Origin of the sequence: Acinetobacter sp. ESL0695, assembly GCF_029392135.1 — a bacterium.
Classification (GTDB): domain Bacteria; phylum Pseudomonadota; class Gammaproteobacteria; order Pseudomonadales; family Moraxellaceae; genus Acinetobacter; species Acinetobacter pollinis.
Genome location: NZ_CP113932.1, coordinates 1,777,137 through 1,804,098 on the forward strand (window position 1 = coordinate 1,777,137; position 26,962 = coordinate 1,804,098).

Here is a 26,962-nt window from a genome sequence, read left to right on the forward strand (position 1 = left end):
TTATCCTTATATAAATTACATCGTTGTTTAACTGTATAAATTAATCTTATATTTGCTTTTTATTAAGCATATTTTACCAATATAAGCACTTTGAAACAAAACAATTACATATGTCACAATCTGCGTCAATATTTTGAAATACGTTTTTTCTTTTTATTTTTTATATCCAATTACATACAAATCATTCGATCTGGACTGAAATGACTAGCTGTATCAAAAACTTAAATATATTTAAAGTCGCTCATTCATTATGAGCATAGGTTTTATAAAAGTTATAAGAGTAAGAAAACTTTATTTTATCGACTATCTATTCAGCTTTTGAAAAGATTTCAGGGATTCCATTATACAAGAGCGGTATAAGTCAGGTAAAATCATTCGCTTGTGAATACGAATGAGAGAATAACATCCGTGCGTAAAATACTCGTCACCAACGCTTTACCTTATGCTAATGGCCCAATCCATATGGGACACCTACTCGGCTACATTCAAGCAGATATTTGGGTTCGTGCCATGCGAGCGATGGGACATGATGTAACTTATGTTTGTGCGGATGATGCGCATGGTACAGCGATTATGCTACGCGCAGAGGCAAATGGCATTTCTCCAGAAGAACAAATTGCAGGCGTACAAAAAGAACATGAGCGTGACTTTGCAGGTTTTGGTATTAGCTTCGATCATTATGACTCTACCCATAGCAAAACAAACCAAGCTCGTGCTTCTGAAATTTATTTAAAAAATAGAGAAGCTGGAAACATTGCTATTCGTCCTGTGAGTCAATTATTTGACCCAGAAAAACAAATGTTTTTGTCTGACAGATTTATTAAAGGCACATGCCCAAAATGTAAGTCTGAAGACCAATATGGCGACTCATGTGAAGTATGTGGCACCACATACAATGCGACTGAGCTATTAGATCCCCGCTCAACTTTAAGTGGCGCAACGCCTATTGAAAAGTCATCAGACCATTACTTTTTCAAATTACCGAATTATGAAAAATACTTACAGCAGTGGACTCGTGACGAAGGCCGACTCCCCGTTTCTATTGCCAACAAATTAGATGAATGGTTTGAGGCAGGATTAGCTGATTGGGATATTTCACGCGATGCGCCTTATTTTGGCTTTGAAATTCCAGATGCAAAAGATAAATACTTTTATGTATGGGTAGATGCACCAATTGGCTACATGGCAAGTTTTGAAAACTATATTCAAACAAAACGTCCTGATCTCAATTTTAATGACTACTGGCAAAAAGATAGCCAAAATGAAGTTTATCACTTCATTGGTAAAGACATCGTCTATTTCCACGCGCTCTTTTGGCCAGCAATGCTTGAAGGTGCAGGTTACCGTACTCCAACAGGATTATTTGTTAATGGTTTCTTGACTGTAAACGGACAGAAAATGTCTAAGTCACGTGGCACATTCATTAAAGCTGAAACCTATTTATCGCATTTAAATCCTGAATATTTACGCTATTACTTTGCCTCTAAACTTTCAGATAAGGTTGAAGATTCTGACTTAAACTTAGATGACTTCATTCAGAAGGTAAACTCTGATTTAGTCGGTAAAGTCGTCAATATCGCGAGTCGTTGTGCCAAGTTTATTAACAAAAACTTTAATGACACTCTCTCTAGTACCTGCTCAGAACCTGAATTGGTTCAAAGCTTTATAGATGCAGGCGATAAAATTGCGAAGTCTTATGAAGCGCGTGAGTTCAGTACAGCGATTCGTCAAATTATGGCACTTGCAGATAAAGCAAACCAATATATTGATGAGAAAAAACCATGGGCACTTGTAAAAGTAGAAGGAAATGAACAGCAAGTTCATGACATTTGCTCAGTAGGAATAAACCTTTTCCGTCAGTTGGCTATTTATCTTGCTCCTGTACTGCCAAGCCTCGCTGAAGAAGTTCAAAGCTTCTTAAAACTCGATCGTTTTGATTTCGCATCTCGTACTCAAGTACTCACTGAGTATAAAATTGCGACGTTTAAACCGCTCATGCAACGTGTAGATAAAAAAGCAGTTGATGCAATGGTAGATGAATCTAAAGACTCTTTAGCAACTCCTGCCCCTGCACCGCAAAAAACGGCAAAAAAAGTGAAACCAACACCACCGCCTGCAACCGCAGATGAAACCATTCATATTGATGATTTCACCAAGGTAGACTTACGTGTTGCGAAGGTACTTGCTGTAAATACGGTCGATGGTTCAGATAAACTTCTTCAGTTTACAGTTGATGTTGGAGAATCCGAACCTCGCAATATTTTTAGTGGTATTCGTAGCTATTACGCACCTGAGGATTTACAAGATAAGCTAGTTATCGTCGTTGCAAATCTTGCACCACGTAAAATGCGCTTTGGTATTTCAAACGGTATGATCCTTTCTGCTGGTAGTGAAAAAGGTGTCTTTATTCTTTCTCCAGATTCAGGTGCACAGCCAGGCGATAAAGTTTCTTAAACTTCTCTTTAAAAGCCTTACTTAAAGTAAGGCTTTTATTTTCTAAAAGTGTATTCACTGAATTTATACATAAATATTTATTGCAGGATTCTGGCAGAAATTCTTCATGAAAATTTAGCTCGATTTGCTCTTTTTATTTTCACTTGAACTTTTTTTTCAAATATTTCTTAGTTATCCACATACTTATCCCACACTCATTTTTTTGAAATTTGTTATGCTATTCCTCTTGCTTTTTTTATGAAACTTTTAACTAAAAACACACCTACAAAAGCAAAACCAAAGAAAATCTAAATATAAAAAAGTCAATATTGATATTCAATTTTTTTTACCGTATCTTGTGGCTTACTTTAATTTAAACCACTAAGTCTTGTGTTTATTCCTCAAACATCGTGGTTAGAACACCCGATTCAAATGGTCCATAAACATAACAATGAAGACAATGGAGCTAAGCTAACATGAGCGTAATCTCATCAACCCCAGGTCAACTGCAAGTGATCAAACGCACTGGTGATGTTGCCCCTTTTGACGCTGAAAAAATTTCTGTTGCAATTGGGAAAGCTTTTTTAGCCGTTGAAGGTCAGCAAAGTTCTGACTCTAGCCGTATCCATGACCGTATTACAGAACTTACAGAGATGGTAACGAATACGTTTACACGTCGTTTACCGTCAGGCGGCACAATTCACATCGAAGAGATTCAAGACCAAGTTGAGCTTGCGCTTATGCGTACAGGCGAGCAAAAAGTTGCACGTGCTTATGTAATTTACCGTGAACAACGTACAAGTGCTCGTCAACAAGTCAGCGAAAACCATCACCCAACATTACAAATTACAGATAAAAATGGACAACTCCAACCCTTAAACCTTGCAGAACTTCATGCAGAAATTAGTAAAGCTGCTGAAGATTTAGAGGGTGTAGATGTTGAAGCCATTGTAGAAGAAACAGTTAAGAATCTTTATAACGGCGTAAAAGAAAGCGATATTGCCACAACGATGATTATGGCAACACGTACACGCATCGAACAAGAACCAAATTATACTTACGTGACTGCTCGCTTACTACGTAACGAATTAGTAAAAACAGGCTTAGCATTTTTAGACTTAGATGTAACAACATCTGAAGCAGATGCACTTGAAGCATTCTTGAAAAAAGGGATCGAGTTAGATTTACTTTCTCCTGAACTTCTGAAATTTGATCTTGCAAAACTTTCAGCAGCAATTCAGCCTGAACGCTCAAACCAGTTTACCTACCTCGGTTTACAAACTCTATTTGACCGTTACTTCATTCACTCTAAAGGTGTACGTTTCGAGCTTCCGCAATTATTCTTCATGCGTGTTGCTATGGGTCTATCACTCAATGAAGATGACCGTGAAGCGCGTGCTATCGAGTTCTATAACCTATTATCTAGCTTTGACTACATGGCTTCTACGCCAACGTTATTCAACTCTGGAACACTACGCCCACAGCTATCTAGTTGCTACTTAACCACAATTGATGACGATCTATATGACATCTATGGTGCAATGCGTGACAATGCGATGCTTTCAAAGTGGGCTGGCGGTTTAGGCAATGACTGGACACCAGTTCGTGCATTAAACTCATACATCAAAGGCACAAATGGTAAATCACAAGGTGTTGTACCATTCCTTAAAGTTGCCAACGATACAGCTGTTGCGGTAAACCAAGGTGGTAAGCGTAAAGGTGCAGTATGTGCATACTTAGAAACTTGGCACTTAGACATCGAAGAATTCCTAGAGCTACGTAAGAATACAGGTGATGACCGTCGTCGTACACATGACATGAACACTGCAAACTGGGTACCTGACCTATTTATGCAACGTGTGATTGAAGATGGTGAATGGACGCTATTTACTCCATCAGAAACGCCAGACCTACACGACCTTACAGGCCTTGAATTTGCTGAGCGCTACGCACACTACGAAAGCATTGCAAAATCTGCAGATATGCTTCACAAGAAAGTGCGTGCAAAAGACTTATGGCGCAAAATGTTATCTATGCTGTTTGAAACAGGTCACCCATGGATTACATTCAAAGATGTGTGTAACTTACGTTCACCTCAACAGCATGTTGGCGTGGTTCATTCATCTAACTTATGTACAGAAATTACATTAAACACCAGCAAAGATGAAATTGCGGTATGTAACTTAGGTTCAATCAACCTTGTTCGTCACATTGAAAATGGTCAACTCAATCAAGCAAAACTTGAACGTACCATTAAGACCGCTGTACGTATGCTTGATAACGTTATTGACATCAACTACTACGCTGTACCTCAAGCAAAAAATTCAAACATGAAGCACCGCCCTGTGGGTATGGGTATCATGGGCTTCCAAGATGCACTTTATGAAATGGGCATGGCATACGGTTCAGACCAAGCAGTTTCATTTGCAGATGAATCTATGGAAGTAATTAGCTACCATGCAATTCAAGCATCTAGCGACCTTGCTGTAGAACGCGGTACGTATTCAACATTTAAAGGGTCTCTGTGGGATCAAGGTATTTTACCAATTGATTCGCTTGAGCTTGTTGCAAAATCACGTCCTGAAAAAATGTTTGAAGTAGATCGTTCACAGCGTTTAGATTGGGATACGTTACGTCAGAAAGTTCAAAAAGATGGTATGCGTAACTCAAATGTGATGGCAATTGCACCAACTGCGACTATTTCGAATATTTGTGGTGTTTCTCAATCAATTGAGCCAACGTTCCAAAACCTATATGTAAAATCTAACCTTTCAGGTGAGTTTACAATCATCAACCCATACCTTGTTCGTGCACTAAAAGAACGTGGATTATGGGATGTGGTTATGGTTAACGATCTTAAGCATTATGAAGGTTCTGTAGAAAAGATTGCTCGTATTCCTGAGGACTTAAAGGCAATGTTTGCAACCGCTTTTGAAGTTGAACCTCGTTGGATTGTAGATGCTGCATCACGTCGCCAAAAATGGATTGACCAAGCACAATCATTGAACCTCTATATTGGTGGTGCAAATGGTAAGAAACTTGATATTACCTATAAAATGGCTTGGTTACGTGGTTTAAAAACAACGTATTACCTTCGAGCATTAGGCGCGACATCTACTGAGAAATCAACGATTAATACAGGTGCATTAAATGCAGTGAAAACAACAACTGTTTCTTCACCTGCACCTCAAGCAGCAGCACCTGCTTCTGAAGAAGGTTTTTCACAAGCAGCGCCAGTGCCACAAGCATGTTCAATTGACAATCCTGATTGCGAAGCTTGCCAATAAATAAAACTTAGAAGCACATTCTATATGTGCTTCTAGACATACCTTATATTTTACGGATCAAAAATGTTTGCACACTTATCGAGTAATTATGAAATTGGTTTGATCCTTTATGTATTAACCTACATCATATTCTGCATTCCAATTGTTTACGTGATCTATAAGGTTTATCAAGAAAAGCGTAAGCAAAAATAAATTACTTAAATTTATTTTCGCTTATTCAGAAGAAACGTATAGTAGAGACATCTTCGTCGTAAGATGTCTAATATAAGATACACAACGAAGAGAGAACTATTATGTCTATCCTAAGTTGGGACGATTTTGAAGATGATTCGAAAAAACAGACTCCAGAGTCCAAATCTACGCCCGTCGAACAGAAAAAAGCGCCTGAGTCACAAGTGGTATCTGATCCGCAACCATCGCAGACGGACACTCACAATTCTAACGCCGATGCAACAAGAGGAAGAACCTCAGAACATACAACCGATTCAATGGTTCGAGCAACTGAATCCTTAAAGAATCTAGATATTGCACCGGGCTTAGAAGAGCTTGAAATGGGTGCAGGTCGTGTACAAGTTGACGATAAGGCCATGATTAACTGTCGTGCCGACTTAAATCAGCTTGTTCCATTCAAGTATGAATGGGCATGGCAGAAATATCTTGATGGCTGTGCAAACCACTGGATGCCTCAAGAAGTTAACATGAACCATGACATTGCGCTTTGGAAATCTGAAAATGGATTAACTGAAGATGAACGTACAATTATTATGCGTTCACTTGGTTTCTTCTCTACAGCAGATTCTTTAGTTGCAAATAACCTTGTATTAGCAATTTATCGTTTAATTACGAACCCTGAATGCCGTCAGTATATTTTGCGTCAAGGTTTTGAAGAAGCAATTCACACGCATGCCTACCAATACTGTATCGAATCTTTAGGTATGGATGAAGGTGAAGTCTTTAACATGTATCGTGAAGTTCCATCTGTGGCACGTAAAGCAGCATGGGGACTGAAATATACGCAAGCGCTTGGTGATCCAACATTTAAAACAGGTACACCAGAAACTGACCAACAGCTTCTTCGTAACCTTATTGCATTCTACTGCGTGTTAGAAGGTATATTCTTCTACTGTGGCTTTACTCAAATTTTGAGTATGGGTCGTCGTAACAAAATGAATGGTGTTGCAGAACAGTTCCAATATATCTTGCGTGATGAGTCGATGCATGTGAACTTCGGTATCGACATGATTAACCAAATCAAGATCGAAAACCCACATCTATGGACAGCTGAGTTCCAACAAGAAGTTATTCAAATGATTCTTGAAGGTACAATGTTAGAAATCGAATATGCACGCGATACTATGCCACGTGGTGTATTGGGCATGAACGCTGCGATGATGGAAGAATACTTAAAATTCATTTGTAACCGTCGCCTTGTACAGTTAGGTTTACCTGAACAATATAAAGGCGTGAACAATCCATTCCAATGGATGTCAGAAATGATGGATTTACGTAAAGAGAAAAACTTCTTTGAAACACGCGTAACTGATTACCAAACAGGTGGTGCGCTTAGTTGGTAGAAGCTTGATTATTACCTTAAAAAAGAAGCCTCTATGGCTTCTTTTTTATTTGCTAGATAAAGAGGCTATTCCATAATGCGCACTCTGCTGTTTGGTCGTATATGCCCACAACTGATTACCATAGTCAAAATGCCACCACTCAGAAGGCAAATTCGTAAATCCTGCTGAAGTCATTGCCCAGTAAAGAATACGGCGATGCTTACAAGCCATTTGATATTCTTGCATACCTTCCAAAGCGTCTGTAAAACTCAAAGCATGAATTTCATCAAAAGCTGTTCCCATATCCAAAATATTTCCATCCTTATCACATAACGTGACATCTACAGATCCTCCTGTTAAATGAGGGCTTGGTCGATTAGGATTTTCATTTGGTAATGCCACAAACTGATTTAATATTTCTTGTTGTTCGGAGATACTTAGATGCTTATATTTTTCCTGAATTTTCAGATAAAAACTTTCTCTTAAACGTGTTTGAACTTCTACAGGCCTCCAACCATCTAAGATCATTAAATATATGTTTGGAGGTAAAGATTTACCAACCTGTATTAACTTTTCTATTAAAGACGCTCTTACATAACAGGTAGGTAAAGCACCTCTAATACCAGCTAAGAAATATGCTGAATGTGTTAAAATACGATGTGACCTTAGAATATCTGTACTCACAAGTCGTTCATTACAGCTATTAATATTTGTTTGAAACATATCATCCCAATGGATATGTGGATGTTTTGGAATACTTTTATAGTACATTTTTAAATAACATTCTTATTCGTTTTAGAAGACAAGCATAGAACTGAATATGACAGATGTAAACCACATAAAAAAGAGTTTCCTAGGAACTAAGAAACTCTTTTTATTAAACCATATCTTCTATTACACAATAGAACCTGTTTGGTAATGTGCACTAGTGACCGCCGTAGACTGTTGATATGGCGCTTTGAAATCATTTAAGCCAGATGCTGCTTCATGAACATCTTTACCCTCTTTGATGACAAAACTATCAAACCCTGAGCGCTTTAAATAGTTCAGCACATCTTTAAAGATATCTCCAATTGCTCTTAGCTCACCTTTAAAACCTTGACGGCGTAAAAGTGCTGCAAAAGAATAACCACGTCCATCATTAAAACCTGCAAACTCAATAAAAATCGTATCTAGTTTGCTTAGTGGTAACTCTGTGGTTTCAGGAGAACTGTCTACAGTTATAAGAAGTGCTTTCTTACCAGAAATACTCTCCAGTAACTCCAATTGTTCAACAGTCAGCAATACATCGCCTTCAGGAACAATCAGATCGTCCTCTATAAGCCGATAAGTATTTTCAACAATCTCACCATTTTTTAAAAGCACAGGTAATTCAATATTAGGCATATGCTCTCTCCTTAAATGGTGCAATTCCTACACGACGATAAGTATCAATAAATTCCTCTTCAGGCTCACGTAAGTCTAAATAGGTATTTAATATTTCTTCAACCACATCAGGTACAGCCTCTGCTGCAAACGATGGGCCAAGAATATTACCAATTGACGCATCATGATTCGAATTACCACCTAGAGTAATTTGATAGAACTCTGCACCTTTTTTATCTACACCCAAAATGCCAATATGACCAACATGATGATGACCACATGCATTCATACACCCAGAGATATTTAAGTCAAGTTTACCAATATTATAAATGGTATCTAGGTCATCAAAGCGACGTGTAATTGCCTCTGAGATTGGAATAGACTTCGCATTCGCAAGCGAGCAGTAGTCCCCTCCTGGGCAACAAATAATATCTGTTAAGAATCCAATATGTGCACGTGCCATATTTGCATTTTCAAGCGTTTGCCACAATTCAAAAAGCTCAGTTTGTGCAACATCTACAAGCGAAATATTTTGCTCATGTGTTGTTCTTAACTCACCAAATGTATATTTATCTGCTAGATCTGCAATAAAATGCATTTCTTCAGTCGTCATATCACCCGGTGCAATACCTGCTCGTTTCAAGTTAATATTTACAATACGGTAACCTGAAACTTTATGGGCGTGGGTATTTACATTAAACCATTGCTTAAATTTTGGATACTGTGCAAATAGCTCAGCAAAGTCTTCATCCTGACGTACTTCATACTCAAATGGTGTAAATACTGCATCCATTTTTTGTAGTAAAGCTGGATCAACGGTTAAGTTTTCTTTTGTATATAAGAACTCAGCTTCTACTTTTTCAGCAAACACTTCTGGTGTCATTGCTTTTACAAGTATTTTAATACGTGCTTTATATTTATTATCACGACGACCATGCAAGTTATATACACGTAACACTGCATCTAAATAGGCGATAAGCTCTTCACGAGGTAAAAACTCACGAATGACGCTACCTATCATCGGAGTACGGCCAAGACCTCCCCCAACTTTCACTTTATAGCCTATTTCACCTTGCTCATTCTTAACAATGTATACACCAATATCATGAAAAGACGCAGCTGCACGGTCTGTCTCTGCTACAGCAGATACTGCAATTTTAAATTTACGTGGTAAGAACGCAAATTCTGGATGGAATGTACTCCACTGACGGATAAGCTCACACGTAGGACGCGGATCTGCAATTTCTTCTGCAACCACACCTGCATATTGGTCTGTTGTTGTATTACGAATACAGTTTCCACTGGTTTGAATTGCATGCATCTGAACCGTCGCAAGTTCAGCTAAAATATCTGGCACATCTTCAAGCTCAGGCCAGTTTAACTGAATATTTTGACGTGTAGAAATATGTGCATATCCACGGTCATATTGTTTTGAAATATCAGCAATTTTTCTTAATTGCTTGGTATTCATTAGACCATATGGCACAGCAATACGTAACATAGGTGCATACCGTTGAACATATAGTCCATTTTGCAAACGCAAAGGACGATATTCGTCTTCTGTAAGCGTACCTTTTAAATAACGTTGTGTTTGGTCACGAAATTGTGCAACTCGTTCATCTACCAGTTGCTGATCGAAATCAGTATATAAATACATGGCGTTTAGCTAGTAAGTTCAAGTTCTATGTTCATAGCATAGAATGATTTAACGTATCAACGAAATGCTTTTTTTGCATATTTAATAGCGGTTTTACTGATAACGCGAAAATTAAGCATAAAAAAGCCCAGTCTAAACTGGGCTTTTTTATTTAAGGTCTATTATTTGGCATCTGGTAATGCATAAGCAACTAAGTAGTCACCCATTTTCGTACCAAATGAACCATGACCACCAGCCATAATCACAACATACTGCTTACCATCAATTTCATAAGTTAATGGAGTAGCTTGTCCACCAGCAGGTAAACGTGCTTCCCACAACTTATCACCGTTCGTAATATTGTATGCGCGAATATAGTTATCTTGCGTACCAGCAACAAACATAACGTTTCCTGCTGTTGAAATTGAACCACCTAGACCAGGAACACCAATTTTAAGTGCTGGTAATTGGAATAATTTCGGCAAGCTATCACGAATCGTACCAATACGTTTTTTCCAAGCAATCTCATTCGTTTTCAAATCGACAGCTGCAACATAACCCCAACCTGGTTGTTTACAAGGTAAACCGAGTGGAGATAAGAATGCAGAGATTTCAACACCATAAGGCACACCGTACATTGGTTGAACACCATGTTCAGTCCCTGCACCTTTTGTTTCAATCTTACGATTTGGATCTTGTGGAATCAAACGTGTTACAAATGGCAATGCAAGTGGATTTGTCAATGCAACCTGACGATCAGGATTGACAGAAATACCACCCCACTCGAACACACCTAAGTTACCAGGGAATACCAACGTACCATTTTCAGATGGTGGTGTATAAATTCCTTGATAGTTCAATGTCTTGAAGTAAACACGGCAGTATAACTGATCAAGCATTGTGGCACCCCACATATCTTTATCAGTTAATTTATCTTTTGGTGCTAAATTCAAATCAGAGAAAGGTTGCGTTGGAGAGTAACGTTCACCCTTAGTTTCAGGACCAATTAATGTTTTTTGAGGTACAGGACGCTCAGTAATTGGAACAATTGCACGGCCATCGCGACGATCTAGAACAAAGACACTACCTGTTTTTGTAGTCACATAAACCGCAGGGACAACACTACCGTCCTTATCTTTCACATCAGCCAATGTTGGTTGAGACGGAACATCCATATCCCATAAATCATGATGGGTTGTTTGGAAGTGCCATACCAACTTACCTGTAGTTGCATTTAGTGCAAGTACAGAGTTTGCATAACGTTCTTTAAGATCATTACGATCTCCACCCCAAATGTCAGGCGTACCCACACCAGTTGGAATATAAACGATATCTAATTTTTCATCGTAAGATAATGGCGCCCACGCATTCGGTGAGTTATTTACGAATGTTTGACCTGGCGCAGGAATCGCATTTGGATCTTGTGCACCTGTATCAAATACCCATAAAAGTTTACCAGTATTTACATCATAACCACGAATTACACCAGACGGCTCTTCTGTAGAGAAGTTATCTGTTGTTGCACCACCAATAATGATTGTTGTACCAGTTACAACAGGTGGAGATGTTGGGTTATAACCGCCCGGATAAGGGAAAGGCATATCTTTTTGTAAGTCAACTTCGCCATCATGTCCAAAGTCTGTACATGGCTTACCATTGTCTGCATTTACTGCAACTAAACGGCCATCATTTACAGGTAAAATAATTTTACGAGGACATTGAGTAGAAGAAGATTGTTTGAATTTCAAGCTTGTTGCAAATTCTTGAGTGTTGTTCTCATCGTAATAAGACACACCACGGCAAGTTAAATGCTGGAAAGTTACATCAGATTTAAGCTTTGGATCAAAACGCCATTTTTCTTGACCAGTTTTTGGATCTAAAGCAATCAAGAATTGGTGTGCTGTACACATGTACATATTATTGCCAATTTTGATTGGTGTAACCTGATTAGTAATCTCGCCTGGATCATTTGCAGTTTTGAAATCACCAGTACGGAATACCCAAGCTTCTTTTAGATTTTGAACGTTTTTATCATTAATTTGTGTTAATGGAGAATAACGTTGACCATCTTGTGTACGTCCATATGCAGGCCAATCACTATCTGCAACCCCAGGTGTTGTCGTTGCTTGCGCAGGCTGACTTGTTTTAATTTCACCGTTAATTTCTTGCGGATCATTAAAAATAGAGTACACCATGACAATAATTGCAAACGCAAGGGTTGCAGCCAATGTCATACGGCTTGGTGTTTTTGGCTGTTGTATTCCATTCGTTACAGCAGGAATAAGCATCCAAACGCCAATAACGCCTAAAATATCAAGACGCGGTACGAGTGCCCAAAAATCTGAACCGACTTCCCAAAGCCCCCAGATGGTTGTGCCCAACATTAACACAGCGTATACAAGATAAGACGCGATTGAACGACGGAATAACAAAATACCTGATGCCAACAACATCAGACCAGCAATAATATAGTAAAGAGAGCCGCCTAGTACCGCAAGATAAGCACCACCGCCTAGAACGACAAGGCCTAATACCACCAATATAAAGGCAGTAAAGTTCCTCATTCCTGAACTCTTTGAGGGTTGATCCATAATCACCTCTAATTTCCGGCTTGAGCTAATTCAACAGGCACCAACGCCCATTTTAGTCCGAAGCCAACCATTTTATACAAATAAAACAAACCTGAATCACCCGAAGTCTTTACGAAAAAGAATGATTTAGGTTTGTATAAATAAGTACCCTTAACTTATTTTAAGGGTACTGACTCAAAATTAAAATACTGTGATGAATTTAATACCACCCACCCAAGCATTATTCCCATCTTTTAATGCACCAACATGATGAACATATTGTACATTTGGACGAATTTTTAACCAATTCGTAGCATGGATACCATAGTAAAACTCGGCATTATATTCGTCATCATATTGCTCACCTGCCTTATGAATGCGACCTAAACCTAAAGCCAGTTCATCAAGCGGGCGTGCATCAAACAAGCCTGTATATTCTAACCCAATATTTTGCATATTGGAGACTTGACTATCATCTATATCATTTACGTCATGATCAAAAAATGATGTGCTTACAAATCCTGTAAGTCCACGGTTTTTATCACCATGATGCGCTGTAAGCTGTTGCTTCGCAGAGAACCAGCTTCCCTGTTTATTTTTAATCTTCTGATTTGCTGTATTTGTATCTACTGTACTGTAGTAATACCCTAAACGATATTCACCAGGAAGTGCTTCATTTAAAAGCTTAGGCTGCCATACAACTTCTACAGGAATAATTGCACCATTTGAACCGTCTGTACTTAGGTTAAATCCTTTTCCACGTTTTAGATTCTCAGGGTTATGCTCATATGCTCCAACTTGTACATACACATCTGGAGATAGATTATATTTAACGCGCATTGCCCATTGGCTTACAGGCCAATTGTACCATTGATCGCCAGCCCAGTTACCGACTTGACCACCACACAATGTTAAATTTTGGAAGTTACATTCAAAACTATTAAAATCTTCAGCTTCACCAAAACGCCCTACTTTAACATCAAGCGCTTTATCTAAAAATTGTTTTTTAATCCATAAATCTGTTAAACGCCAAGTCTGACCGCGACCCCAAACTTCTTGAACAGAACTCAGTTGCCCACGAAGTGCATCTGAAGTGTTTGTTAAATTCTGGCCGCTACGATGTGTAATCGTAATCTGTGCTTGAGTATCACTCCATCCTAAAATCTTACTTAAATCAAGATTTGCACCTAAAGCAATTTGATCTGAATATTCTGTACCATGATTTGATGCTGTTTTTGAATCCATCAAATTGGCAAGCTCACCTGCGTATTCTAGTGAAAAATCGTATCCCTGCTCTTTTAATGCCGTCCGTTCGCCATTCCAGTCACCTAACATATAAGGGCTTTGTGCATTAAAAGCATTTTCTGCATGTACTTGGGTCAATCCTGATACCACAAATACAGACATAGATAAACGAAAGATTAATGAAGACATATCCACTTGTACATAACCTTTGTTGTTTTGTTGAATGATATAGAATACTATTATTCTTGTAACAAAGGTTAAATAATTTGTTACCAAATTAAAAAATAAAAACTTAATAATCAATTAGATAGAAACTTATAGAAAATAAGAATAATTGTTTAAATAAATATTTTTTGTTACTAAGTAAAAAATAACCGACATAATAAAGTATTTACTCTATTTTAAGCTTTTATGCTACAATAAGCATGCTATGATTTTAAATACATTGAAGTATTCTCTTGTAGATATTTTCAATAACTCAAGTGACATATTTTATCTTGCATAACGCAATATAATTTGTCTTATTATTCATCAACAATCATCTAGGTTTATTATTTGTGAATATAAAAGCTATTGAAGGACTCAACGTGAGTCGTGATACAATTAGCATTTACTTTGTCAATGCGGCGCTTAAAGGCGTTAAAAAACTCGGTATGGATGTTGAAACGCTTCTCTCCCATGTAGGCATTGAAGCAGAGTTATTGAAACAATCCAAAGCACGTATTTCTCCTGAGCAATATACCCGATTTATTAAAATGCTCTGGATGGTTACGCAGGACGAACATGCAGGCTTTTCTGCACAACCAAGACGCCTAGGTACATTTGCAATGATGTGCCAACTCATTATTCATGCCAAAACTCTTCGAGAAGCACTAGAACTTTCTACACAGTTCTATCGTTTATTTGGCGATGATTGGTTTATTAGTTTAGAACACGATAAACATGAAGCACGTTTTGTACCTTTTGTCCCCAAAACAGAAGACCCTGATCACTTCATGACAGAAAGCATGCTTATGATTTGGCATGGCCTCGCATCATGGCTCATTGATCGAAGAATCCCTCTAGAGCGTGTTCATTTTAACTATAGTCGCCCCGAACAAGCAGATGAATATGATGCCTTATTCTTTGCACCTGTGATTCAATTCGATATGGCAAGAACAGAAGTCACTTTTGCTGCTGACTATTTAGATCTTCCAATCCGTCAGAATGCAGATACACTAGAAGACTTTTTAAAGTATGCACCTGCACAACTACTTGTAAAATTTAAAAATACTAACTCTCTAACCTCTCGTATTCGTGATGTGCTTAAAAGCCATATTGGCGAAGAAATGCCAACATTAAATGATGTTGCTTCCATGCTCTATCTTTCACCACAAACCCTACGTAGACGACTTGCTTCGGAAGGTAGAAGTTATCAAGGCGTGAAAGATGCTCTACGTCGTGATGCTGCGATTCATTTATTACTACAGCCCAAGCTTACATTAGAAGATGTTGCTCAACAGGTTGGATTTAGTGAAACCAGTACCTTCCACCGTGCATTTAAAAAGTGGACAGGCGTAACCCCAGGTCTCTATAGACAATTACACGGATCTTTATAAAAACTTCTCTTTTACCCTCACATTTCGTGAGGGTTTTCACATTTTTTAATATAAATTTCCTTAAATAAAAATAACTTAAGCCTTCCTTAAAGAGAAAGATTAATTTTTAGCCATATTTTTATTTTACATAATATATACTATAAATATATAAGGATCATTCGACAGTTTAAATATAACGACCATGGAGCGTACGTAATGCTTAATTGCAGATTTAATTCTGCTATTGCGCCTTTTTTTGCAATAGCAATGGCTTTTTCTGGGGTTCAAACCGCAACTGCAGCGGAGCCTGCGTCAGTCACATCAGTTTCCGAAGACAATATTCAAAAGTCAGAACAACTGCCAGCTTGGTGGAAACAAGCCGTATTTTATCAAATTTATCCACGTTCATTTAAAAACACCAATGGAAGCGGTGTTGGAGACATTAACGGAATTATAGAGAAATTAGATTACTTAAAGAATTTAGGGATCGATGCAATTTGGATTAATCCGCATTATGCATCACCAAATAAAGACAACGGCTACGATGTCAGCGATTACCAAGACATCATGAAAGAATATGGCACCATGGAAGACTTCGATCGCCTTATTTCTGAAATGAAAAAACGAAATATGCGTCTAATGGTCGATGTTGTTATTAACCACACAAGTGACCAACACCCATGGTTTATTCAAAGTAGTAGCAGTAAAGATAATCCATATCGCGACTATTATTTCTGGCAAGATGGAAAAAATGGACAAGAACCAAATAATTATCCATCTTTCTTTGGTGGATCAGCTTGGTCGAGAGATGAGAAAACAGATCAGTACTATTTACATTACTTCGCAAAACAACAGCCAGATTTAAATTGGGACAACCCAAAAGTTAGACAAGACCTTTATAAAATGCTGCGTTTCTGGCTGGATAAAGGTGTATCTGGAATGCGTATAGATACCGTTGCAACTATCTCAAAAATACCTGAATTTCCAGATCTTTCTGAAAATCAGAAAAAAGATTTCGATGAGGCATATACCAAAGGCCCTAATCTGCACAAATACATTCATGAAATGAATCAAGAAGTTTTCTCTCATTACAGCGATGCAGTCACTGCAGGTGAAATTTTTGGTGTTCCAGCAACAGACTCTATCCGATTTACAGACCGTCGTCGTGAAGAGCTAAACATGGCATTTACGTTCGATCTTATTCGTATCGATGTTGATCCAAAAGCAAAATGGCGTCGTACGGACTGGACTCTTTCTAAGTTCCGTCAAACAGTAAATACAGCAGATACAACGGCAGGCCAATATGGTTGGAATGCTTTCTTCTTGGATAACCATGATAATCCACGTGTTGTTTCTCACTTTGGTGACGATCGTCCAAAATGGCGTGTACCTTCTGCAAAAGCATTAGCTACAGTCATTCTAACTCAACGTGCAACACCATTTATTTATCAGGGTACCGAAATAGGTATGACCAACTACCCATTTAAAGGTATAGAAGATTTTGATGATATTGGTGTCAAAGGTTCTTGGAAAGATCTTGTAGAAACAGGTCAAGTGTCTAAAGAAGAATTCTTAAAAGCTGCTCGTTTTACAAGTCGCGATAACGCACGTACACCATTTCAGTGGGATGCAAATGAAAATGCAGGCTTTACAACGGGTACACCATGGTTAAAAATCAATCCAAATTACAAAGAAGTAAATGCTGCAAGTCAAATTAATGATCCAGATTCGGTGTATAACTACTACCGTAAGCTGATTCAACTTAGACATGCAATTCCTGCTTTAACTTATGGCGAGTATAAAGATCTAGACTTAAATAATGATAATGTGTACGCATATACACGTATCGATGGTAATGAAAAGTATTTAGTGGTTGTAAACTTTAAGGAAAAAGCGATTAACTACAAATTACCGGAAGGAATTTCTATCCAGTCTATTGTCGTTGAAAGCAATGCCAAATCAACTGTAAAAGCAAATGCAACTTCAATTAAGCTTGCACCATGGCAGTCAGGAATCTACAAAATTAACTAATCTTTAAATCCTAATCATAAAAAGCCTTATCATTTGATAGGGCTTTTTTATCATATTCTTCATATTTTGTTAAATAAATAACCAAACTCCATCATACAATCATTATTAATTCAAATAGAATGTTCTATATAGAATAACTTTAGTTATCGCAAATTCTTTTAATACAAATTGATTTAATATTCAAAAATATAGTGGGAAAATTATGACTCAAATTCAAAAATCGTCACAGCTTCCAACATGGTGGAAACAAGCCGTTTTCTATCAGGTTTATCCACGTTCATTTAAAAACACAAATGGTAGTGGCGTTGGAGACATTAACGGTATTATTGAAAAATTAGACTATTTAAAAAACTTGGGTATTGATGCAATTTGGATTAATCCTCATTATGACTCACCAAACAAAGACAATGGTTATGATATTCGTCACTATGAAAAAATCATGGAAGAATATGGAACCATGGAAGACTTCGACCGTCTGATTGCTGAAATGCAAAAACGTAGTATGCGTTTAATGGTTGATGTTGTGATTAACCACTCTAGTGATCAACACGAATGGTTTGTGCAAAGTAGAAGCAGTAAAGATAATCCTTATCGTGATTACTACTTTTGGAGAGATGAACCCAATAACTACCCATCTTTCTTCGGTGGGTCTGCTTGGACAAAAGATGATACAACTGGCCAATATTACCTACACTACTTTGCCAAAGAACAGCCTGATTTAAATTGGGACAACCCAAAAGTACGTGAAGATTTATACGAAATGCTTCGCTTTTGGCTAAATAAAGGTGTATCAGGATTTAGATTAGATACTGTTGCCACTTTTTCAAAGATTCCAGATTTTCCTGAGTTTACCCATGAACAAGTCCTTAACTTTGATGAAGAATATACCAAAGGGCCTCGTCTTCATGAATATATTCGTGAAATTAATGAAAAAGTCTTTTCAGAGTATGATGTAGTTACTGCAGGTGAAATTTTTGGTGTTCCCACAGAAGAGTCAATTAAGTTTACCGATCACCGTCGCAAAGAGTTAAACATGGCATTTACATTCGATCTCGTACGATTAGATGTAGACCATGCCGAAAAGTGGCGTCGTAAAGACTGGACACTTCCTCATTTTAGAAAAATTATTCATGACTTACACCAAACAGCGGGTGAGCATGGATGGAATGCGTTTTTCCTAGATAACCATGATAACCCACGCGTTGTTTCTCACTTTGGCGATGACCGTCCAGAATGGCGTGCTGCGTCTGCAAAAGCATTAGCAACCGTAATTTTAACCCAACCTGCTACGCCATTTATTTATCAAGGTACAGAGTTAGGTATGACCAATTATCCATTCGAAACCATTGAAGATTTTGATGATATTGGGGTTACAGGTTTTTGGGATGACCTCGTAAAAACAGGTAAAGTTCCTGCAGATGAATTTCTTAAAGCTTCCAAATATACTTCTCGCGATAATGCACGTACGCCTTTCCAATGGGACGATACAGAAAATGCAGGTTTTACTACTGGCACACCATGGTTAAAAGTGAATCCAAACTACAAAGAAATTAATGCAGCTCGCCAAATTAACGATCCCGATTCAGTATTTAGCTACTATAAATCACTCATTCAACTCAGACATGAAATACCAACCCTCACCTATGGCAGTTATCATGATTTAGATTTAAGTCATGATACAGTATATGCATATACACGGATTGATGGCGATTATAAATATTTAATCCTTGTGAACTTCTCAGAACATGACGTTCACTATTCATTACCAGATCATCTTTCAATTACATCTACTGTTATTGAAAGTAGTGCAAAATCTCCTATTCAAGAGCATGCAACTGAGGTTCAATTAGCACCTTGGCAATCTGGTATCTATAGATTGAGCTAATGATTAAAGGCAGTCGTTTAGACTGCCTTTTTTAATCCATCAACAACGACATCCTTCTCTTTGTCGATCTACCTGCTCATCTGCCAATAAACGTTCTAGACTATGGTTTTGAATACCATACATTTCTTTTAACTCTTGAATTTGCTTAATAATTTCTTGATTAGGCACGGCATCATCAGATTGCTTTTTCACAGCTAAAATCATTTTGTTTTTACTGGTATGTTCTAAGGCAACAAACTCGAAAACTTTGGTCTCATATCCATATGCATTTAACAAAAGTGCACGAATAGTATCTGTTAACATTTCTGCCTGCTGACCTTGATGAATACCATATTGTAACATTGGCTGTAATACTTCAGGCGCACGCAATTGGGGGCGTAACTCTTTATGACAACATGGTGCACACATAATCATAGAAGCATTTAAACGTATTCCACAGTGAATAGCAAAATCTGTAGCAATATCACATGCATGTAGTGCAATCATGACATCTAAATGCTCGGGTGAATAACTACGCACATCGCCTTGGAAAAAATCGAGTGAATTAAACGCATTTTTATCTGCAACTTTTTGGCAAAAATTGACTAAATTCTCTCGTAACTCAACACCCGTCAAATGCGGATTCCATCCATTTTTATTTAAATAATCATACATTGCAAAAGTTAAATAGCCTTTACCTGAACCAAAGTCCACAACATGTAACTGCTCATCTTTCATATTAATATGATCTAAAGCACCAGAAAAAATTTCAATAAATTTATTAATTTGCTTCCATTTTCTGGCCATACTTGGAATAACTTTATGCTGTTGATCTGTAACGCCTAAATCGATTAAATAATCTTGTTGTTGATCTATATATCGCTGCTTTTCACGATCATGATTTGTATTCGATAATACACGTCCTTGTTGTGTCTTTGCTTGTGTCAAAATAACTTTTTTCTTGGCTCTTTTGAGTTGCCATTCATTTTTGTTACTCCACAAATTTGCTTGTTTAGCATGAGGAAGCAATTGTTTTATCTGAAAAATAGCTTCATCTACCGTGTAATTTTTTGTCACATCTTGGGTTTGGTAACGATATACCGATGAAATCATTATACGTTGTTGAATTTCTATAATTCTAAAACTTATTTTTTCAAGGTGCTCCTCTTCACCTTGATACTTACTCAACACAAGACGTTCAAAAGCGTTTGTATTCAATAATGCTTCAATCTCGTAAAAAAACTGATTTTCCTGCTCAGAAGCAAAATGTTGAACTACCATGACCAATATCCAAATAAAGTTACAATTCCATTTTAAATCTTCTTACTTTAAAATCAAAACTGAATTAATATACAAGTGTATTTTTAATAATGTGAATATGATGACAACAGATCAAATCTTAAACTATGACATACAAGAGGAACGCTTAAATGTTTTAACACATGGATTAGGTGCTGTAATTGCAATCATTGCAAGCATTCAACTCATTTATAAAACACAATTTCTTGCAGGACTTAGTTGGTTAAGCATTTGGGTATATTGCTTTGGTTTAATTTTCGTACTCTCAAGCTCTACACTTTATCATTGGTCAAAGACTGCTAAAGCAAGACGTTGGTATAAAAAGCTGGATCATACTGCTATTTATTACCTTATTGCAGGTACATACACTCCATTGCTATATCTAAATATTCCAACACCCAAAGCACACTATATTTTAATTGCACTTTGGACAATGACCGCCATAGGTACAATCTTTAAAATATTCTTTGCTCATCGTTTTGGTAAAGTATCACTCATTGCATATATCACTATGGGATGGTTTGCTGTACTCATGTTTGATGATATGAAGAAATATCTCTCTCCAGATTGCCTAAATTTATTGGTTATTGGGGGCTTAGCTTATACCATTGGTGCTATTTTTTATGCTTTAAAGAAAATTCGTTATACTCACGCAATTTGGCATATTTTTGTATTAATTGGTGCAGGCTCGCATTTTCTTGCAATTTATAAATATTCAATTCCTTATTCTATATAAGAAAAGGCTATCGCAATGATAGCCTTTTTTTATATATAAATATGTTTAGAGCCCACTTAATAGTACTCTCGCCACCTCATTCATTAAAATTTCTGCCATATATAGTGCTAAGAATGCAACCATCGGTGACAGGTCAATCATACCCATATTCGGCATAATACGACGGAATGGAGCTAATAATGGCTCTGCAAGCTCTTGAATAACTTCAATATATGGAGATCTAGATTGAGTAAACAATACGACCCAACTTAGTATAATCGTTGCAAAAATAAGATAACGACAAATACTAATCAGTGCTTGAATCATGGTCACAAAAGTATAGACAATCAAATACCATGCACTATACGGTGGTGTGCCAGATAAATACATTTCACCAAAATTTTTAAATAGACATAGCACGATTAAAAGTGCAATAGCAGCTAAATTTACTCTGCCTTTTGCAACTGTTGGAAAAATTCGGCTAAACGTATCTACAAACTTTGTTGCCTTCATTGTTGCAAGTACAACTGGATTATATGGACTTACCATAGCCAACTGTATCAAGAACCTTCCAAATATCAATAAAATAACAGCATTCAATAAGATGCTAAAAATTTGCGCACTATTTGCACCCATAAATATTATGTCCTAACTTGATGATTTGGTACTTTCGCTAAGTCCTTGAGTTAGCGTTTGACTACGTTTTTGAGCAGCTGCGAGTGCTGTTTGTATACTTTGAGAAATAGACTCTCGGTCAAATACTTGCAAAGCTGCCTCCGTTACTCCATGAGGCACTACAACTTGTTTACGTAGTTCTGCTGGAGAAAAGCCACTACTAATTGCCATTTGGGCAGCACCTAAAGCGGTTTGTAAGGTAAGTGCTGAAGCTGTTTTTTCATCAAGCCCCATATTTTTACCAGCTCGAATCATACTTTCCATCATATAAAAGAAATATGCTGGCCCCGAACCAGAAATTGCAGTTACTGCATCGAGCTCCTCTTCAGATTTCACCCAAATACACAATCCTGTCACTGCAAAAATTTTAGAGCTTAACTGCTGATCAGCCTCACTGACCGTATCTAATGCAAATACGCCATGCGCACCAGTTTGAACCAATGCAGGTATATTCGGCATAACCCTTACAATATTATATGTATTTGTAAGTTGTGCAAGTATTGAAATTGTTGCGCTTGGAACAACTGAAATAAGTAATTTCTCTTTAAATAGATTTTTTAATGGTTTTAATGTATCTACTAATTCGCTCGCTTCTACACAAAGAATAACAACATCTACCCAATACAACATATCTGCACTGTTGGTAAAAAGGCTAATATCTTTTTCTTGTAAAACTTTGCGTATGCTCTCAGTAGATTCAGTCACACAAATTTGCTCTCGCGGAAAGCCTTGAATGATCAAACCATTCATAATTGCTTGAGCAATATTGCCACCACCAATGAAACCAATTTTACGATTTAATAGTACATTTATATCCATACCGCGCAATTCTTCCTCAATGCTTTTTTATCAGCTTTGGTTGCCAGCCATTTTTTTTGCAATATTTAGACTGTGCCAACCAAAAACCTTGTGGAGTAAACACACCTAAAATAACATTCTTAAATTGCAGAATTTGGACTCTGTGCCTTAGCCAAGGCAAAATTTTAGCCGATTGAATCGCTTTTTTTAGAGGCCAATGCCCGACTCTTCCATATAAATGCACTTTTTCGCCATCTATTCGTGGTCTTATTTGAAGTTCTACATGCAGTAGCTCTTCACTTAAACCGATTTGGTTTTCTATCTGACAACGAAACAAACCACTGCTTAACTGTAATGTTTCATCTCCAATGATATACACGCTTTCAGATTGAACAACATCATACCGCTGTGCTAAATATTCAGACTCAACCAGTTTATACAACTTTTCCTGAAAGCGAGTATACCAAAATGGCGAACAAAATAATGCAGCTTTTGCATCTGGACGTGCATGTATTACCTCATTTTGAACACGCTCAATCATTGCCAAGCTTGGCCTATAGCCATCGGTGTCTTTCATCCAAAATGAAAGAAGATTCCTTTGCCTCGGTAAAGAGAGTTTAAGAAATTTTTCTAAGTCTAATTTATCGTTTAAAATACATGCATCAATATCTTGTTGAACAACTTCCTGTAAAATTTCATCTGCATCTTGCATAAGATATGCAGTACGTGCAATTGAATTTTGCATCTTTGGGAATCTTTGTTCTAGTACTGGCCACAGTATTGCTCTTGCCCAAGCACGATCATAATGTTCATCAAAGTTTGTGGGATCATCTACAAACTTAAGTTGAAACTGTGTTACCCAGTGTAGAAGCTGCTGTCTAGACAAACCAAGTAATGGACGCCAAATTGTTAAATCTGCACGACGGTCAATTTCTCTCATAGCAGAAAGCCCAGTGACACCTGCACCCGAGAATAGCCTTAGAAGAAGTGTTTCTGCCTGATCTTGCTGATGATGTGCAAGAACTAATATTTCATTCGATTGAAGATTTTTCTTAAATGCATCGTAACGAGCCCGACGTGCTTGTAATTCCAAGTTTCCAGACTGAACCACCACTCGCTCAATAACACATGGTATATTCATCTTTTGACAAAATTGGAAAACAAACTGAGCCCAGTCTTTACTTAAAGATTGTAATTGATGATCTACATAAATCGCGCGAACGCGCTGAGGAAATAAAGTAGAAAAAAGATGAAGCAGCAGCATGGAATCCATGCCACCGCTACACCCAATCAAGAAGTCATATTCTGAGAAATCAGAATCTGCTCTTGCTAAGATACAATCCCTGGATTGTCGCTGCCAAACTTCATCAAACGTTGGTAACGTGCTTCGCATCTCTCATCAGCATCCATTGGTTCTAGCTCTGCTAAAGCTTCTTTTAAAACTTCTCTTAAACGCTGCATCACTTGCTCAGTATTTAAGTGGGCACCCTCGCCTTCATCAACAACATGCTCAACAATACCCATTTTTACAAGTTTGTCTGCCGTTAATGCCAATGCTTCACTGGCTTGTTCTGCTTTTTCTGCTGTTTTCCACAAAATAGATGCACATCCCTCTGGAGAGATCACAGAATAAATACTATGTGACAGCATAATTACACGGTCGGCAACACCAATACCAAGTGCACCACCAGATCCACCTTCACCCAACACTGTTGCAATAACAGGAACCTTTAGACTTGCAAGCTGTGCAAGACTTGTTGCAATTGCTTCTGCTTGCCCACGTTCCTCTGCACCAATACCTGGGTATGCACCCATTGTATCAATGAATGTAAGTACAGGTAAGTTAAAACGTTCTGCTAAATCTAAAAGACGCTGTGACTTACGATATCCTTCTGGATTACACATTCCAAAGTTATGCTGTAAACGCTCGCGAGTAGAACGCCCTCTATGTTGGCCAACTACCATCACAGGTTTACCGTCAAAACGAGCTAGGCCACCGATCATTGCACCATCATCACCAAATAAGCGATCACCGTGTAAGGTATCAAAGTCTTCAAAAAGCTCATTGGCATAGTCTAAAAACTGTGGACGTTCAGGATGACGTGCAATTTGCACTGTTTTCCATGCTTTCGTTTGAGCCGATTTATTTTTCATAGGTCGAATATTATCCTTAAATTAACTAAATCGAGTTAATCGATAAATTTTTCCGACTGAATGATCAAATCAATGTCCCAATGCTTAAATTGCGTTTGCTCATCATGCAGATCTGCAACCAGTAATGGCCATTGTTTCGCATCGCCAGAAACAGTCAGTTGCCATTGTTGCTCATTCAGTACCTTTAATTCAATGGCAGGAAGCATCTCATCACTACGACTATGATTTAATAAAACCGCCAACCTTAGGAGCAAACAAAGGTAAACGAGTGACATTCCACCATGTCTAAGCGTTTCATTTTTTGCTTCACTTTTAATCTTACGTCGATGATGTGCTACCAACTCAGACAGATGGTTTTGATCAATTTGTGAGAACCCTGGGATATCTGAATGTTGCAGTAAATATGCACCATGTCGATGATAGCCACCATGACTGATTGCTAACCCAATTTCATGCAAATAAGCCGCTCTTCTTAGTAAGTCACTGTCTTCATTCGTTAATTTCAGATCATCCGCAACATTTTCAAACAAATACTGTGCTGTTTTTACCACACGATCTGCTTGTTTAACGTCGGCACCATAGCGCCCAACCAACGCTTGTACGCTACGATCTCTTATATCTTCATGTTTGAATCGGCCCAACAAATCATACATGACGCCTTCTCGTAATGCACCATCAGAGAACATAAGACGATCAATTTCCATCACTTCAAAAATAGCGTATAAAATTGCAAGGCCAGCTGGCAAAACTGCTCGTCTATCTTCTTTTAGTCCATCAAAATCTAAATCTGAAACATGCTTATATTTTAAAAGTTTATCTTTTAATTTTTCTAGGCCTTCACGTGTGATGCTTTCTTGTTCATCACTTAAACCCATGTTAATCATAATTTGACGACATGCTTTAATCGTACCACTTGAGCCTACCGCAGTGTCCCATCCTTCAGCACGATAAGTATTTGCAATCGCTGTTAATTCTTTACAAGCTGCTACAAATGCTTTTTGAAAATTTTTATGAGAAATATCGCCATTTGGGAAAAAACGATTTGTAAATACAACACATCCCATTTGCAATGATTCTGTATGAATGGGTTCAAACTCTTCACCGATAATAAATTCAGTTGACCCGCCACCAATATCAACCACCAAACGACGCCCACCATTTGCCATAGTATGCGACACACCCAAATAAATGAGTCTGGCTTCTTCACGTCCAGCAATAATCTCAATTGGTTTTGGTAATATTTCAGCAGCCTTTTGCATAAACTCGTGGCCATTCTTTGCTTGACGCAAAGCATTCGTTGCAACTATACGCAACCGATTGGTTTGTACAGAGCTTAAACGCCCAACAAAACGTGCAAGACATGCCAGTCCACGTTGCTGTGCCGCTTCTGTTAAATTTTCGTCTTCATCTAAACCCGCAGCCAGTTGTACCTTTTCCGACATTGAAACAACTTTTTTCACCTCACCATGATCAACTTTTGCAATGGCTAAGTGAAAACTATTTGACCCCATATCAATTGCTGCAAGCAATTCTTCATCTATCAGAAAATCGGACATCGTGCAAAAAAACTCAAAATGAATTGTTACTTAGAGTAATCCACTCTCTTTAGATTGAAAAGTGCTTTTACGATTCAAAATCGTGTTTTTTATGATTTATTCAATTGTTGGGAACAATAAAAGATATCGTTAATCTCTGTTAGACAATCTGTATAGACATGATTAAAGTTCTTTTAAATAGCTATACGCTTGAAAATTGCTGTG

Annotated in this window: 18 protein-coding genes; 7 read left to right on the plus strand and 11 right to left on the minus strand. The window is 37.7% G+C overall.

The features are described 5' to 3' along the window. Nucleotides 1-408 precede the first annotated feature (408 nt). From metG to OZX61_RS08525, 3 genes are all read left to right on the plus strand, one after another. On the plus strand, nucleotides 409-2,454 hold the full coding sequence (metG, locus tag OZX61_RS08515; RefSeq protein WP_277094535.1) for a methionine--tRNA ligase: 2,046 nt from the start codon (nucleotides 409-411) through the stop codon (nucleotides 2,452-2,454). A 455-nt stretch (nucleotides 2,455-2,909) separates the two neighbouring features. Continuing rightward, nucleotides 2,910-5,720, plus strand: a complete 2,811-nt coding sequence (locus OZX61_RS08520) for a ribonucleoside-diphosphate reductase subunit alpha (RefSeq protein ID WP_195771496.1) — start codon at nucleotides 2,910-2,912, stop codon at nucleotides 5,718-5,720. Nucleotides 5,721-6,013: 293 nt separating this feature from the next. Then, the gene (locus OZX61_RS08525; RefSeq protein ID WP_277094536.1) at nucleotides 6,014-7,294 is read left to right on the plus strand and encodes a ribonucleotide-diphosphate reductase subunit beta; all 1,281 of its coding nucleotides are present in this window, start codon (nucleotides 6,014-6,016) and stop codon (nucleotides 7,292-7,294) included. Between the two features lie 45 nt (nucleotides 7,295-7,339). On the opposite strand, the gene OZX61_RS08530 is transcribed toward OZX61_RS08525, so the two are convergent. The 5 genes from OZX61_RS08530 to OZX61_RS08550 form a co-directional block, all read right to left on the minus strand. Further along, the gene (locus tag OZX61_RS08530) at nucleotides 7,340-7,996 is read right to left on the minus strand and encodes a M15 family metallopeptidase (protein ID WP_277094537.1); all 657 of its coding nucleotides are present in this window, start codon (nucleotides 7,994-7,996) and stop codon (nucleotides 7,340-7,342) included. A gap of 171 nt (nucleotides 7,997-8,167) precedes the next feature. Next, nucleotides 8,168-8,659 (minus strand): DUF934 domain-containing protein, encoded by a 492-nt coding sequence (locus OZX61_RS08535; protein ID WP_277094538.1) that lies wholly within the window; start codon nucleotides 8,657-8,659, stop codon nucleotides 8,168-8,170. Then, nucleotides 8,652-10,295 (minus strand): nitrite/sulfite reductase, encoded by a 1,644-nt coding sequence (locus OZX61_RS08540; RefSeq protein WP_196337845.1) that lies wholly within the window; start codon nucleotides 10,293-10,295, stop codon nucleotides 8,652-8,654. Before OZX61_RS08540 ends, OZX61_RS08535 begins: the two co-directional genes overlap by 8 nt. Before the next feature lie 161 nt (nucleotides 10,296-10,456). Next, nucleotides 10,457-12,865 carry a glucose/quinate/shikimate family membrane-bound PQQ-dependent dehydrogenase gene (locus tag OZX61_RS08545; RefSeq protein WP_277094539.1) on the minus strand — a complete coding sequence of 803 codons (2,409 nt, stop codon included), beginning with the start codon at nucleotides 12,863-12,865 and terminating at the stop codon, nucleotides 10,457-10,459. Nucleotides 12,866-13,045: 180 nt separating this feature from the next. Next, nucleotides 13,046-14,251, minus strand: coding sequence for a carbohydrate porin (locus tag OZX61_RS08550; RefSeq protein WP_277095646.1), 1,206 nt, complete (start codon nucleotides 14,249-14,251; stop codon nucleotides 13,046-13,048). A gap of 425 nt (nucleotides 14,252-14,676) precedes the next feature. Between OZX61_RS08550 and OZX61_RS08555 the strand changes: the two genes are divergently transcribed. From OZX61_RS08555 to OZX61_RS08565, 3 genes are all read left to right on the plus strand, one after another. Continuing rightward, on the plus strand, nucleotides 14,677-15,687 hold the full coding sequence (locus OZX61_RS08555; protein WP_277095647.1) for an AraC family transcriptional regulator: 1,011 nt from the start codon (nucleotides 14,677-14,679) through the stop codon (nucleotides 15,685-15,687). Between the two features lie 195 nt (nucleotides 15,688-15,882). Next, nucleotides 15,883-17,697: an alpha-glucosidase gene (locus OZX61_RS08560; RefSeq protein ID WP_277094540.1), complete on the plus strand. Its 1,815-nt coding sequence runs from the start codon at nucleotides 15,883-15,885 to the stop codon at nucleotides 17,695-17,697. Between the two features lie 202 nt (nucleotides 17,698-17,899). Further along, nucleotides 17,900-19,582, plus strand: a complete 1,683-nt coding sequence (locus tag OZX61_RS08565; RefSeq protein WP_277094541.1) for an alpha-glucosidase — start codon at nucleotides 17,900-17,902, stop codon at nucleotides 19,580-19,582. Between the two features lie 39 nt (nucleotides 19,583-19,621). Here OZX61_RS08565 and OZX61_RS08570 read toward each other — a convergent pair whose 3' ends face one another. Next, on the minus strand, nucleotides 19,622-20,842 hold the full coding sequence (locus OZX61_RS08570) for an SAM-dependent methyltransferase (RefSeq protein ID WP_277094542.1): 1,221 nt from the start codon (nucleotides 20,840-20,842) through the stop codon (nucleotides 19,622-19,624). A gap of 100 nt (nucleotides 20,843-20,942) precedes the next feature. Here OZX61_RS08570 and OZX61_RS08575 point away from each other — a divergent pair, with 100 nt between their 5' ends. Then, nucleotides 20,943-21,596, plus strand: coding sequence for a hemolysin III family protein (locus OZX61_RS08575; protein WP_195771475.1), 654 nt, complete (start codon nucleotides 20,943-20,945; stop codon nucleotides 21,594-21,596). A gap of 45 nt (nucleotides 21,597-21,641) precedes the next feature. On the opposite strand, the gene OZX61_RS08580 is transcribed toward OZX61_RS08575, so the two are convergent. The 5 genes from OZX61_RS08580 to ppx are packed head-to-tail and all read right to left on the minus strand — an operon-like array spanning nucleotide 21,642 to nucleotide 26,758. Further along, nucleotides 21,642-22,211, minus strand: a complete 570-nt coding sequence (locus OZX61_RS08580; RefSeq protein ID WP_277094543.1) for a YggT family protein — start codon at nucleotides 22,209-22,211, stop codon at nucleotides 21,642-21,644. A 12-nt stretch (nucleotides 22,212-22,223) separates the two neighbouring features. Then, on the minus strand, nucleotides 22,224-23,063 hold the full coding sequence (gene proC / locus OZX61_RS08585) for a pyrroline-5-carboxylate reductase (protein ID WP_277095648.1): 840 nt from the start codon (nucleotides 23,061-23,063) through the stop codon (nucleotides 22,224-22,226). Nucleotides 23,064-23,085: 22 nt separating this feature from the next. Further along, nucleotides 23,086-24,441, minus strand: a complete 1,356-nt coding sequence (tilS, locus tag OZX61_RS08590) for a tRNA lysidine(34) synthetase TilS (protein WP_277094544.1) — start codon at nucleotides 24,439-24,441, stop codon at nucleotides 23,086-23,088. Next, nucleotides 24,378-25,202, minus strand: coding sequence for an acetyl-CoA carboxylase carboxyltransferase subunit alpha (locus OZX61_RS08595; protein ID WP_195771472.1), 825 nt, complete (start codon nucleotides 25,200-25,202; stop codon nucleotides 24,378-24,380). Before OZX61_RS08595 ends, tilS begins: the two co-directional genes overlap by 64 nt. A gap of 35 nt (nucleotides 25,203-25,237) precedes the next feature. Beyond that, on the minus strand, nucleotides 25,238-26,758 hold the full coding sequence (gene ppx, locus OZX61_RS08600) for an exopolyphosphatase (RefSeq protein WP_277094545.1): 1,521 nt from the start codon (nucleotides 26,756-26,758) through the stop codon (nucleotides 25,238-25,240). Between the last annotated feature and the right edge of the window lie 204 nt (nucleotides 26,759-26,962).